We start from the raw sequence: 13,383 nt of genomic DNA, 5'->3' as shown, positions 1-13,383 counted from the left end.
TCAGGGGCGGGCCGGGGCGTCAGGGGCGGGCCGGTGCTGGGCGAAGGCGGCGAAGGCCGCCAGGGACTCCGGGTTGGCCAGGGCGCCCTTCGCCGCCGCGCTGTCCACCGGCGTGCCGGTGAGGATCTTCTTCACCGGCACCTCCAGCTTCTTGGCGCTCAGGGTGCGCGGGACGGCCCGGACCTGGTGGATCTCGTCGGGGACGTGCCGCGGCGACAGGGCGGTCCGCAGCTCGCGGCAGATCCTGCGCCGCAGTTCGTCGCCCAGCTCCAGGCCCTCGGCGAGGACCACGAACAGCAGCAGTTCCCCCGCGCCGCCCTCGTCGTCCTCCAGGTGCACCACCACCGAGTCGACGACCTCGTCGAGGCCCTCGACCACCGAGTAGAACTCGGCGGTGCCGAGCCGCACGCCGCCCCGGTTGAGGGTGGCGTCGGAGCGGCCGGTGATCACGCAGCCGCCCCGGTCGTTGATCGTGATCCAGTCGCCGTGCCGCCACACGCCCGGGTAGAGCTCGAAGTACGCCTCCCGGTAGCGGGCGCCGTCCGGGTCGTTCCAGAACCCGACCGGCATGCTCGGCATCGGGGCGGTGATCACCAGTTCGCCCAACTCGCCGAGGACCGGGGTGCCGTCGGCCGAGCGTGCCTCCACCCGCGCGCCGAGCGCCCGGCAGGTGATCTCCCCGGCGTGCACCGGCAGCAGCGGCACCCCGCCGACGAAGCCGGTGCACACGTCCGTGCCGCCGGAGAGCGACTGGAGCTGGAGTTCGCCGCCGACCGCCTCGTACACCCAGGTGAAGCCCTCGGCGGGCAGCGGCGCGCCGGTCGAGCCGACCCCGCGCAGCGCGGACAGGTCGGCGATCTCGCGCGGCACCAGAGCGGCCTTGCGGCAGGCCAGCAGGAACGGCGCGGAGGTGCCGAAGTACGTGGTGCCGGTCTCGGCGGCCAGCCGCCACAGCCCGCCCAGGTCGGGGTGGCCCGGGTTGCCGTCGAACAGCACGATCGCCGCGCCGACCGCCGGCCCGGAAACCAGGAAGTTCCACATCATCCAGCCGGTGGTGGTGAACCAGAAGAACCGATCGCCCGGGCCCAGGTCGTGGTGCAGGGCGAGCATCTTCAGATGCTCCAGCAGGATGCCCCCGTGGCCGTGCACGATCGGCTTGGGCAGCCCGGTGGTGCCGGAGGAGTAGAGCACGTACAGCGGGTGGTCGAACGGCACCGGGACGAAGGTCAGCGGATCGTCGGTCGGCGCGGCCAGCTCCGCCCAGGGGATCGCCCCGCCTTCCGGGGCGGCGGCCGGGTCGAGGTACGCGATGGCGACGGTGTGCCGCAGCGACGGCAGGGCGGCCCGGATGGCGGCCACCTCGCCGCGCCGGTCGACGGGCTTGTCGCCGTACCGGTAGCCGTCGACGGCGACGAGGACCTTCGGCTCGATCTGCCGCCACCGGTCGGTGACGCTGCGGGTGCCGAACTCAGGCGCGCAGGACGAGAAGATCGCGCCGAGGCTGGCGGTGGCCAGCAGCAGCACGTACGTCTCGGGGATGTTCGGCGCGTACGCGGCGACCCGGTCACCGGGGCCGACGCCGAGGCGGCGCAGCCCGGCCGCCACCCGGCGGACCCGCTCGCGCAGCTCGGCCGCCGTCAGGGTTTCCGGCGCGCGGGTCTGCCCGTGCGCGATCACCACCGGATCGTCGTCGCCCAGCCCCGGCATGCGCAGCACGTTCTCGGCGTAGTTGAGTGTGGCCCCGGGAAACCAGCGGGCGCCCGGCATCGCCGGGTCGACCAGCGTGGCCGTCGGCTCGGTGTGCGCGACGACGCCGAAGTGGTCCCAGACCGAGCGCCAGAACCCGTCGAGGTCGGTGACCGACCACTGCCACAGCGCGGCGTAGTCGGCGAACTCCAGCCCCCGGTGCTCTGCCAGCCAGCGCAGGTAGGCACCGATGCGGGACCGCTCACGCACGTCCGCCGGTGGCGTCCACAGCACGTCACCCACAGCTCCACCCTCCTCCAGGCCCCCCGCACCGCCCTCCGACATGGGCCGTGACGGCCATCTTGCCCCATGTCGCAGCGCCATTGTCCGCCCCGGGTCCCGCCGCCGGGGCGTGCCCGTCCCACACCCCGCGCGCCCACGTCGTGTGGGCGAGGTGCAAGGAGCGGGCAAGGAGCGGGCAAGGAGGGGCCCCTTGTTAACGCCTTCGGTAGAGAAGGGCACCCTTCTCACCCCATCGGCGGCGCGGGGCAGCGCCCGTCCAGCGAGCGGGGTCAGCCCGGCGGCGCACAGTCAGCCCTCGCGGTGGGCCTGGATGGCGCGACGGCGGGCCAGGCGGTGGGCGCGGCGGATCTCCGCCTCCCGGTAGCGCCGTTCGTCCTGCGGGGTCTCCGGCAGCACCGGTCGGACCGGGCGGGGCGCGCCGCCCACGTCCACCCCCACGAAGACCAGGTACGCCGTGGCGACCGGGACCGGCTCGTCCTCGGCCGAGTCCCAGCGCTCGGCGACCACCCGCACGCCCACCTCCATCGAGGTCTGCCCGGTCCAGTTCACCTGGGCGTGCGCGTGCACCAGGTCACCCACCCGAACGGCCTCGGAGAACACGATCTCGTCGATCGCGGCGGTCACCGCCGTGCCGCCGCTGTGCCGGGCCGCCGCCGCGCCCGCCACGTCGTCGACGAACTTCATCAACACCCCTCCATGCACGGTCCCGTACAGATTGACGTCGACCGCGGTCATGATCCGGCTGAGGGTGACGCGGGAGTACGACGTGGGCTTGCCCTGCGGCAAGGCGGAGGGATGATCTGTCATGCCGGAAACGGTACGGTGCGCCAATGCGACATCTCTGGAGCTTCCTCGCCGGGCTGGTGGTGGCGCCGGTCACCTGGCTGCTGCTCACGCTCGGGCAGGACGGGTCGGCCCGCACGATCACCCGGTGGGTGGAGATCGGCACGTTCAACACGGCCAACCTGATCGAGCCGGGCGTCTACCTGGCCGTCGCCGGCGTCCTGCTCGGCCTGCTCGGCACCCTGCGTTTCTCGCCGCTCGGCCCGCTGGTGGCCGGGCTGCTGCTGATCACCCCGTACGTCGGGGTGTTCGTCGCGCCGTTCGAGGTGCGTGACCGCGTCCCGGAGGACTGGACGGTGCTGGGCGACCCGCTGCCGCTGTTCCTGCCCGTGCGCAACGGGACGCTCTTCCTGATCGGCGTCCTGCTGCTGATGGCCACGTTCAGCGGGCAGCGGTGGCGGCGTTGGCCCCGGCCGGCGGCCGAGCCCGCGCCGGCGCAGCGGCCGGAGGACGGCAACGCCTTCACGCTGACCGACTGGCCTGCGCCGGGGAGCGCCGCTGAGCGGGACACCGCCCCGCTCAGCCTGGGCTACCCGGACCAGACGCCGCCCGAGCCGCTGCCCCGCCGCACGGCCGGGGAGTCCCCCTGGTCGGCCCCGCCGCGCCGGCCCGAGGACACCACCACCGAGCTGCGCTGACGAGCCCGCCGTCGGTCACGCGGGCGCGGGGGTGGGGCCCCTGCCGCGTCACGCACCGCACCTGCGTGACCGACGTCTCGGGGCGGCCACCAAGCCGTGGGCGGGGTCAGCCGCGCAGTAGCTGGCGGGCCATCACGATGCGCTGGACCTGGTTGGTGCCCTCGTAGATCTGGGTGATCTTGGCGTCCCGCATCATCCGCTCGACCGGGTAGTCGCGGGTGTAGCCGTACCCGCCGAGCAGTTGCACGGCGTCGGTGGTGATCTCCATGGCGGCGTCCGAGGCGAAGCACTTGGCCGCCGCGCCGAAGTACGTCAGGTCGGCGTCGCCCCGCTCGGACTTGCCGGCGGCGGCGTACGTCAACTGGCGGGCCGCCTCCAGCTTCATGCCCATGTCGGCGAGCATGAACTGGATGCCCTGGAACTCGGCGACCGCCTTCCCGAACTGCCTGCGCTCTTGGACGTACCCCTTGGCGTAGTCGAGCGCGCCCTGCGCGATGCCGACGGCCTGCGCGGCGATGGTGACCCGGGTGTGGTCGAGGGTCTTCATGGCGGTGGCGAAGCCGGTCCCCTCCGCGCCGATCATTCGGTCGGCGGGGATCCGGACGCTGTCGAGGTAGACCTCGCGGGTCGGCGAGCCCTTGATGCCGAGCTTCTTCTCGGGGGCGCCGAAGCTGACGCCCGGGTCGGACTTCTCGACCACGAACGCCGAGATGCCCTTGGACCGGGCTGTGGGATCCGTCACGGCGAAGACGGTGTAGAACTCCGAGACCCCGGCGTTGGTGATCCAGCGCTTCACGCCGTTGAGCACCCAGTGGTCGCCGTCGCGGACCGCCCTGGTGGTCATCGACGCGGCGTCGCTGCCGGCCTCCGGCTCGGAGAGGCAGTACGAGAACATCGCCTCCCCGGCGGCGACCGGGGTCAGGTAGGTGCGCTTGAGCTCCTCGCCGCCGGCCAGGATCAGCGGCATGGTGCCCAGCTTGTTCACCGCGGGGATCAGCGAGGACGAGGCGCAGGCCCGGGCGACCTCCTCGATCACGATGGCGGTGGCCAGGGCGTCCGCCCCGGCGCCGCCGTACTCGACGGGAATGTGCGGGGCGTGGAAGTCGGCGGAGCGCAGCGCGTCGTAGGACGCCTTGGGGAACTCGCCGGTCTCGTCCGCCTCGGCGGCGTGCGGTGCCACCTTCGCCGCACAGACCTCACGCACCGCCTCCCGGACCGCCTCGTGCTCCTCGGGCAACCGGTAGACGTCGAACGACTGCTCTGCGGCCATGTCGGCCCCTCCCCTTCACGGCTATCATGCGCAGTCTGTAGCGTCGCGGAACCGCCGACGGCGCAGACTGAGGATAGCGGCCAGCGCTCGGTTGATCCTTACCGCCGCGTAGGCTCGGGCCTGACCGAGGCGTCGCTGCGGCACGGCGGGCAGAGGTCGACGCGGCACGGCGAGCAGAAAACGACACAATTCCCCTTCGGTGCCGGCCAGGCGCCGCAGCCGAATGCGACGCGAGGAAGCGCCGCCAGCGCGAGCGGAGAAGACAGGCGTGACGATTCCGTACCCGAACACCCAACCGATGCCGGCCATCGCCGCGGTGACGCCACCCTCCGGCGCGGCCCGGCCCCGGGTCACCTTCCTCGGCACCGGCTACCTCGGTGCGACGTACGCCATCTGCTACGCCGAGCTGGGTTACGACGTGCTCGGCTTCGACGTCGACGCCGACAAGATCGCCAAGCTGAACGCGGGCGAGGTGCCGATCCACGAGCCCGGCCTCGACGAGCTGCTGCGGCGCAACCTGGCCGCCGGCCGGCTGCGGTTCAGCACCGACATCGCCGAGACCGCCGACTTCGGCGACGTGCACTTCATCTGCGTGGGGACCCCGCAGCGGGCCGACGGGATGGGCGCCGACCTGTCGTACGTCGAGGCCTCCGTCACCAGCCTCGCCCAGCACCTGACCCGCAAGGCGCTGATCGTCGGCAAGTCCACCGTCCCGGTGGGCACCGCCGAGTGGGTGGAGCAGCTCGTCGGCAAGCACACCCCGAACGACCTGGGTGTCGAGGTGGCGTGGAGCCCGGAGTTCCTCCAGGAGGGCTTCGCCGTCGACGACGTGCTGCGTCCCAACCGGATCGTGGTCGGCGTGAAGAGCGACTGGGCCAACGGCATGCTCTACGCCGCCCACAAGGGGGTCTTCGACCTGGCTGCCACCGAGGACCGCGAGGTCCCGCTGGTGGTCACCGACTTCGCCACCGCCGAGCTGGTCAAGGTCGCCGCGAACGCCTTCCTTGCCACCAAGATCTCGTTCATCAACGCGATGGCCGAGGTGTGCGAGGTCGCCGGCGGCGACGTCACCCAGCTGGCCAAGGCGATCGGGTACGACCCCCGGATCGGCAACCGGTTCCTCCAGGCCGGTCTCGGTTTCGGCGGCGCCTGCCTGCCCAAGGACATCCGCGCCTTCCAGGCCCGCGCCCAGGAACTCGGTGCCGGCGAGGCGCTGCGCTTCCTGCACGAGGTCGACCTGATCAACCTGCGCCGCCGGACCCGGGTGATCGCGCTCGCCGCCGAGCTGCTCGGCCGCCGTTCCGGGCCCGCCGGGCCGGACCTGTCCGGCACCCGGATCGCCGTGCTCGGGGCCACGTTCAAACCCAACACCGACGACGTACGCGACGCCCCGGCGCTCGCGGTCGCCGGGCTGCTGGGCAAGGCCGGGGCAGACGTGCACGTGTACGACCCGCAGGGCACCGACAACGCCCGCCGGGTGGCCCCCGAGCTGACGTACGAGTCCACCATGGCCGACGCGGTGACCGGGGCGGACCTGGTCTGCGTCCTCACCGAGTGGGCCGACTTCCGCAACGCCGACCCGGTGGCCCTCGGCGAGCTGGTCGCCGGCCGCCGCGTGGTCGACGGCCGCAACTGCCTCGACGCGACACTGTGGAGCCAGGCGGGCTGGGAGTACCGGGGCATGGGCCGCCCCTGACCCCGACCCGACACCGGTGACGGCCGGCCGCGGACCTCGTCCGTGGCCGGCTGTGCGCTTTTCGTCACCGCCGAACCGCCGACAGGTGTCGAAATCCGCGCCGGCTCAGGGCATGCTGCGACAGTGGTAGTCCACAGTGCGGGCCAGCCGGGTGGAGGGGTGTCGTGCAGACCTTTCAGTGCTCCTCGTGCAGCCGGGAGATCAAGCCGGCCGCCCAGTGCCCGCACTGCGGCGCGCACCAGCCCCAGTGGGCGGGGCACCTGGCGGAGGTCGAGCGCTCGATCGCGGAGATGAAGGCCCGCGAGGCGGCCATCGCCGCTGAGCAGCGGCAGATCGCCGCCAAGATGCAGGCCGCGTCTTCCCGCGGGACATCCTGGCGCACGCCGGCGAGGAACGGCTCAAGCAGGCCACCCGCCCCCGGCGGGTGTTGCGCCGCCGGCCCGGCCGCCGACCGCAGAGAAGCGACCACCGGGGCGCCGCCCCGGGTGCCCCGGCAGGGTGCCGCGCCTCCCGGGCCGGAGGATAGGCCGCCACCTCCGTCGGCGGCCCGCTGGCTGGACGCCGACAACCCCGAGCACCCGCCGGAGGCCTCGTCCCGGGAGGTGCAGAACATCCCCCTCGGGCTCGGCGCGCTGCTGCTCGCCGTGGCCGCGGTGGTCTTCGCCGCGGTGGCCACCAGCTCGATGGACGCCCTGTCCCGGCTGGGCATCCTGCTCGTCGCCACGGTGTTGCTGCTGCTCGCCCCGCCGGTGCTCGCCCGGCGCGGGCTCACCTCGACGGCCGAGACGATCTCCGCCGTCGGCCTGCTGCTGGTGCCCCTCGCCGGATACGCGCTGTGGACGGTGAACCTGATCGGCGGCGGGGGCGCGTCCGGGGCGCTCTTCGCCGGGGTGATCTTCGCGGTCACCGCCGCCGTCGGGTTCGGCTACGCCCTCCTCACGGGGCTGCGCGCGCCCCGCTTCGCCACCGTGCTGGCCGCGCAGCCGGTGTTGCCGCTGCTGGCGTACGACCGGGTGTCCGGGCCGGCAGGCTGGGCGGTGGTGCTGACCGTGGTCGCGGTGATCGACCTCTGGCTGGCCCGCTCACCGGTCACGGTGGAACGGCCGGCCCGACAGGACCTACCGGGCGGAACGTTCCCCCCGTCCGCCCCGCCGCCCCGCCGGCCCACCGAGGACGGCCGGCCTACCGATGACGGTCTGCCCGCCGAGGGCGACCTGCCCGCCGAGGGCGACCTGCCCGGGGGCGGGCGATCCGCCCAGGGCGGCCGGCTCGCCGGGAGCCGGCGAGGCGGTGGGGAGGGACGGCCGGAGGGCGACCCGGAGGAGTCCGGCGAGGTGCTGGACGCGACCGGCGGCACGCCGGCCGCCACGACGACCCGCCCGGTGCCGGCGTTGCGCGAGCTGACCTGGCTGATGCACGGCGCGGCGGTGGCGCTGGCGCTGGCGTACGCGGTGACCGCGCTGCTGCGCGCCGGCACGGTGCCGACGGCGGCCGGGGCGGGCGTGGTGCTGCTGCTGGCCGCGCTGGTGGGGCTGGGCGGCGCGCTGGTGCTGCGCCGGCCGCCGCTGCCGGACGTGGCCGCCGCCGTCCTCACCCTCGCGGTGATCGGCGCGCTGGGCCGGGTCGCCTCGGTGGCCTTCCCCGGCCGGGCCCTGCTGCTCATCGCCGCCGTCATCACGCTCACCGGGCTGGCGGTGCGGGCCGTACCGGAGGCCGCGCGGCGCGGGCCGCAGCTCGCCTCGGCGGCGGCGCTCACCGTCAGCGGCCTGGTGGTCGCCGGCGGCGCACTGCGCGCCGGGCTGGCCCCGGCCCGGGCGGCCACCCCGACCTGGGCGGCGGACCTCGACCGGTACGCCGCCGAGCTGGCCGCCTCCGTCGGGCCGGCGGCCTGGCAGCTCGCCGCCAGCGCCTTCCTGCTCACCGTCGCCGCGGTGCTGGCGCTGCCCCCGCAGATCCGCCGCGAGTTCGCGGTGGTCGGGGCGGCGCTGACCGCGCTCGCCGTCCCCGCGTCGTTCGGCCTGGGCTGGACGGCGGCGCCGTGGCCGATGGTGCTCGCGGCGATCGGCATCGGCGTGGTCGGCCTCACCGCCACGACGACCCGGGCCGCCACGGTGCACGCGGTCGCCGCCGCCGTGGTCGGTCTGCTCGGCGCGGGCGCCGGGCTGGCGCGGCCCGCGCTGACCGCCGCCGTGCTGCTCGTCCTCTTCGTGGCCGGTGCGCTGGTCGCGGTGGTGCCCCGGCTCCGGATGATCCCCGCCGCCGCGGACGTCGTCACCACGTGGGCCGCCGGTGGGGCGGCGTTCGCGCTGCCGGGCACGGTCGCCGCTTTCGTCGCCGCGACCGTACCGACCGACCCGACGCCGACCCCGGCGAGCCTGCGCGAGGCCACCGTGCCGGTGTTGGCGGCGAGCTTCCTCGCGGTCTGCGTCACCCTCGGCCACGCCGCCCTCGTGCAGGTCTCCGAGCGGCGCATCCCCATGCCGCTGGCGGTGGGCACCGGGCTCGGGGCGCTGGCGGTGACGGCCGCCGCGTTCGGCGCGCCGGGGGCCACCGCCGCCGACGCCTGGGTCGGTGCGCTGCTGCTCGTGGCGGGCGTGCTGGTCTTCCTCGCCCCGTCGATCGACGCGGGGCGGCGTGCGGACCTGGCGCTGGACGGCTCCGACCTGGCCGCGGCCGCGGTCACCACGGCGCTGATCGCGACCCTGGTCCGGGTCGCGGCGGTGCTCACGCCGGGCGGCCAGCTCGTGGTGGCCGCCGCGCTGGTGGCGGTGATCGCGGCGGCGGCACGGGCGATGCCCGAGCAGTGGCGGCGCGGGCCGATCCTCGGCCTCGCCATCGGCGGCACCCTGATCGGGCTGATCGCCGGCTGGAGCGCGCTGCGCGGCGGCTGGGGCGTGCTGGCCACCCCCGGCCCGATCTGGGCGGGCGACCTGTCCGGCTGGCCGGCCGCGCCGACCGGCGGGGCCACCTGGCAGGCCCCGGTCGCCCTGGTCCTGCTCGGCGTCGCCGCCGGGGTGCTGCTGCCGACCCCCTGGAAGTACGACGTCTCGGGCGCCGCCGCCGTCCTGGCCACCATCGGCATTCCGGCCGCCCTCGACCTGCCCTGGTGGTCCCCGGTGCTGGTCGGCCTCGCGGTCGCCACGGTCTTCGGGGCGGCCGCCGCCGCCTCGCTCGACCCGCGCGCCGGGGTGTCCCGGGTGACCGTGGCCGGGGCGGTCGCCCTGCACGCCGCCGGTGCCGGGTTGGTCCGGCCGTGGACGACCGCGCTGGCGCTGGGCGGAATCGCGCTCATCGGCGTCGTCGTGGCGGTCCTGTCCCGGGTGTTCGCCGCCCCGCTGGTGGACGACGTCGAGACCGACGGGATGCCGCCGCACCTGGTGCAGGTCGGTGGGGTTGCGACGGGGGCCGCGCTGCTCGCGCTCCCCGGCGCGGTGGCCGCCCTGGCCGCCGAGTTCGGCCGGTCGCCCGAGGTGGTGCTGATGGCCGCGCTGGCCGCGTCGAGCCTGGGCCTGGCCGCCGTCGCCACGGTCCGCCGGCAGGTCCCGCAGTTCCTCCCGTACGCCAGCGCGGCCATCGTCGGCGGCGCGACGATCAGCGCGGTCGCCGCCATCGTGGCCGGCCTCCCCTCCGGCGTGTACGCGGCGGCCGGCGCGCTGCTCGGGGTGCTCGCCGAGCTGGTCCGCGCCGCCACCGTGCCGCCGGCCGGCTCGGCGCAGCCGGTCCGGCGCTGGACGGTGCTGCTCGACGGCGCGCTGCGCCGGGCCCCCGACGACGACGGGACGGCGGTGCGCTGGCGGGTCAGTCCGGCGGCCGGGGCGCTGGCCGCCGCGGCACTGCCCGTCGCGCTGGCCGTCGCCTCACTCGCGCCCGCGCTGGAGGTGGCGCTGGTCGAGCCGTACCGGGCGTTGGGGCGGGTGTGGCAGGGGCCGCCGCCCGAGCTGCTCACGCCGCCGGCGGGCGCGGTCGACCCGACGCACGTGCTGACCGCGCTGCTGCTGACGCTGACCGCCGCGCTGGCCGCCGTCGGGTTCAGCGGCGGACAGCGGTCCCGGGCCGTGCCGGTGGTGCTGCCCGGCGCGGCGGTGACCCTGCTGATCGCGCCGACCGCCCTGGGCCACGGCTGGCCGGTGAGCGTGCTGGCCGCGCTGTCGGTGTTCACCATCTCGATGCTGGGGCTGGCGCTCAGCCCGCCCCCGCCGGCGGCGGAGCGGGCCCGGTCGCTGCGCACCGCCCGGGTGCTGGTCTTCGTGATCGGCCTGGCCGGGGGCGGCGCCGGGCTGCTGGGCAGCCTGGCCACCCGGGGGTTGACCCTGTTCACCCTGGGCGGGGCGGTCGGCGTGGGCATCGTCGCCGCCCTGTACGGCACCACTCAGCGGGCCCGCATCCTGGGCTGGCTGTTCGCCTCGCTGATGGCGCAGTTGTTCGTGCTGGTCGTCGGGCTGGTGGCGGGCCTGGCCGCGGTCTGGTCCGCGTTCGGGGTGCTGGCCGTCGGGGCGGCCCTACAGGTGTTCGCCGCGACGCTGCCCCGGCTGCGCCGGCCGGAGGCGCAGCGCGAGGCGGCCACGGTGGAGTGGAGCGGATACGCCGCCGCCCTGATCGCCCTGGCGCTGGCCTTCGACTCGCCCCGGCACATCGCCGCGCTGCTGGCCGCCTGGGGCGCCGTGCTCGGGGTGGCGGCGGCCCGCCCGAACCGCCGCCCGGTCGAGCGGCGGATCCTGTTCTGGGCGGTGGTGTTCTGCGAGATCGTCGCCTGGTGGATCCTGATGCGGGTCGCCGACGTGGCGCTGCCGGAGGCGTACACGCTGCCGTTCGCCGTGCTGGCCCTGCTGGTCGGGGTGCTGGAGCTGCGGCACCGGCCAGACATGTCGAGCTGGGTGGCGTACGGGCCGGCGCTGGTGGCCGCGTTCGTGCCGACCCTGGCGATCGTGCTGGCCACCGACTCCAGCATGCTGCGGCAGGTGCTGCTGCTGCTCGGCGCGGTGGCGGTGCTGATCTTCGGCACCACCAGCCAGCAGCAGGCCCCGGTGATCGTCGGGGCGGCGGTCACCGCGATCGCGGCGGTGCACGCGCTGTTCAGCCTGGGCCCCTGGTTGGTGCTGATCCCGGTGGGGCTGGTGCTGCTGGTCCTGGGTGCGAGCAACGAGCGCCGCCGCCGCGCGCAGGACCGCCTCCAGACCGCCCTGCGCGGAATGCGGTGACGGTCAGGTCAGGGTGGCGTGGAGGGCGGCTTCCTTCTCGGCGACCAGCTTCTCCAGGCCCTCCTGGTACGCCACCATGCGCGCCCGCAGGTCCTCGTCGGCGGCGGCGAGGATGCGGACGGCGAGCAGCCCGGCGTTGCGGGCGTTGCCGATGGACACGGTGGCCACCGGGACGCCGGCCGGCATCTGCACGATGGACAGCAGGGAGTCCATCCCGTCGAGGTGCTTCAGCGGCACCGGCACGCCGATCACCGGCAACGGGGTGACCGAGGCGACCATGCCGGGCAGGTGGGCCGCCCCGCCGGCCCCGGCGATGATCACCTTGAGACCCCGGTCGGCGGCGGTGCGACCGTACTCGATCATCTTGCCGGGGGTGCGGTGGGCGGAGACGACGCCCACCTCGTAGCCGATCCCGAACTCCGCGAGGGCCTCGCCGGCGGCCTTCATGGTCGGCCAGTCCGAGTCACTGCCCATGATCAACCCGACGGTGGTCATGCCGGTGCGCCTTTCGTCAGCCAGTGTGCGGCCCGCGCGGCCCGCGCCCGTACGTCGGCCAGGTCGTCGCCGAGCACCGTGACGTGCCCGATCTTGCGGCCGGGGCGCACCTGCTTGCCGTAGAGGTGGACCTTCGCGCCGGGCTCGGCGGCGAAGAGGTGGTGCAGCCGCTCGTCGATGGAGATCCCGCCCGGTTCCCCGCCGAGCACGTTCGCCATCACCACGGCCGGGGCGGTGAGCGAGGTGTCCCCCATCGGGTAGTCGAGCACGGCGCGCAGGTGCTGCTCGAACTGCGACGTGCGGGCCCCCTCGATCGTCCAGTGTCCGGAGTTGTGCGGACGCATGGCCAGCTCGTTGACCACCAGCCCGGCCGGCGTCTCGAACAGCTCCACGGCGAGCAGACCGACCACGCCGAGCGCGGTGGCCAGGTCGATGGCGAGCTGCTGGGCTGCGACGGCCAGCGCCTCGGGCAGGCCGGGGACGGGGGCGAGCACCTCGACGCAGATCCCGCCGACCTGCACCGTCTCCACCACCGGGTACGCGGCGACCTGCCCGAACGGCGAGCGGGCCACCTGCACCGCGAGCTCGCGACGCAGCGCGACCCGCTCCTCGACGATCAGCCGGGTGCCGCCGGCGAGCAGGGTGGCGGCCAGCTCGGCGGCCTGCGCGGCGTCGTCGACCGGCCAGACACCCCGGCCGTCGTATCCGCCCCGGGCGGCCTTCAGCACCACCGGCCAGCCCTGCGCGTCGCCGAAGGCGACCAGGTCGGCCGGCTCGGCGACCGGCCGCCACGCCGGGTTGGGCGCGCCCAGCTCGCCGAGCCGCTCCCGCATGACCCGCTTGTCCTGGGCATGCAGCAGGGCGTCGGCGGGCGGGAAGATCTTCACCCCCTCGGCGGCGAGGGCGCGAACGTGCGCCGTCGGCACGTGCTCGTGGTCAAAGGTGACCACGTCACACCCCTTCGCGAAGGCGCGCAGCGCGGCGAGGTCGGTGTGGTCGCCGTACTGGACGTCGGCGGCGACCAGGGCCGCGCCGTCGTCCGGGGCCTGCGCGAGCACGCGTAGCGACTGACCGAGGGCGATCGCGGCCTGGTGGGTCATCCGGGCCAGTTGGCCGCCCCCCACCATGCCGACAACAGGCAGACCGGTTCGGGTATCCATCTCGCGGGCCAGCCTAGCGGCGGCCCGACCTCGCCCCGCCCGGAGGTCGGCACCGCCCACCGGCCGGGTGGTCGGCTGCGGACCCGCGCCGACG

The 13,383-nt window shown here is 75.1% G+C and carries 7 protein-coding genes and 1 pseudogene; 3 read left to right on the top strand and 5 right to left on the bottom strand.

All coding sequences use genetic code 11. From position 1 onward, the window contains the following. Both MCAG_RS19530 and MCAG_RS19525 read right to left on the bottom strand, forming a co-directional pair. The gene (locus MCAG_RS19530; RefSeq protein WP_007074711.1) at nt 1–1,989 is read right to left on the bottom strand and encodes an acetoacetate--CoA ligase; all 1,989 of its coding nucleotides are present in this window, start codon (nt 1,987–1,989) and stop codon (nt 1–3) included. Between the two features lie 288 nt (nt 1,990–2,277). Beyond that, complete coding sequence (locus MCAG_RS19525) at nt 2,278–2,796, bottom strand: acyl-CoA thioesterase (RefSeq protein WP_036374318.1); 519 nt, start codon at nt 2,794–2,796, stop codon at nt 2,278–2,280. A 23-nt stretch (nt 2,797–2,819) separates the two neighbouring features. On the opposite strand from MCAG_RS19525, the gene MCAG_RS19520 reads away from it, so the two are divergent. Then, complete coding sequence (locus tag MCAG_RS19520) at nt 2,820–3,470, top strand: hypothetical protein (protein WP_036374315.1); 651 nt, start codon at nt 2,820–2,822, stop codon at nt 3,468–3,470. Nucleotides 3,471–3,576: 106 nt separating this feature from the next. Here MCAG_RS19520 and MCAG_RS19515 read toward each other — a convergent pair whose 3' ends face one another. Next, on the bottom strand, nt 3,577–4,740 hold the full coding sequence (locus tag MCAG_RS19515; RefSeq protein WP_007074708.1) for an acyl-CoA dehydrogenase family protein: 1,164 nt from the start codon (nt 4,738–4,740) through the stop codon (nt 3,577–3,579). Nucleotides 4,741–5,008: 268 nt separating this feature from the next. On the opposite strand from MCAG_RS19515, the gene MCAG_RS19510 reads away from it, so the two are divergent. Together MCAG_RS19510 and MCAG_RS19505 are read left to right on the top strand one after the other, a co-directional pair. Continuing rightward, a complete protein-coding gene (locus MCAG_RS19510; RefSeq protein WP_036374312.1) occupies nt 5,009–6,436 on the top strand; it encodes a UDP-glucose/GDP-mannose dehydrogenase family protein in 1,428 nt (475 codons plus the stop codon). Between the two features lie 164 nt (nt 6,437–6,600). Further along, nucleotides 6,601–11,634 (top strand): annotated as a pseudogene (locus tag MCAG_RS19505) (SCO7613 C-terminal domain-containing membrane protein). A gap of 3 nt (nt 11,635–11,637) precedes the next feature. Here MCAG_RS19505 and purE read toward each other — a convergent pair. Together purE and MCAG_RS19495 are read right to left on the bottom strand one after the other, a co-directional pair. Next, the gene (purE, locus tag MCAG_RS19500) at nt 11,638–12,129 is read right to left on the bottom strand and encodes a 5-(carboxyamino)imidazole ribonucleotide mutase (RefSeq protein ID WP_007074704.1); all 492 of its coding nucleotides are present in this window, start codon (nt 12,127–12,129) and stop codon (nt 11,638–11,640) included. Next, entirely contained in the window at nt 12,126–13,289 is a 1,164-nt protein-coding gene (locus MCAG_RS19495) for a 5-(carboxyamino)imidazole ribonucleotide synthase (RefSeq protein WP_036374309.1), read from the bottom strand. Before MCAG_RS19495 ends, purE begins: the two co-directional genes overlap by 4 nt. Between the last annotated feature and the right edge of the window lie 94 nt (nt 13,290–13,383).

This window comes from Micromonospora sp. ATCC 39149 (genome assembly GCF_000158815.1).
Lineage (GTDB): Bacteria > Actinomycetota > Actinomycetes > Mycobacteriales > Micromonosporaceae > Micromonospora.
This window is presented reverse-complemented; position numbering and strand designations above follow the sequence as displayed.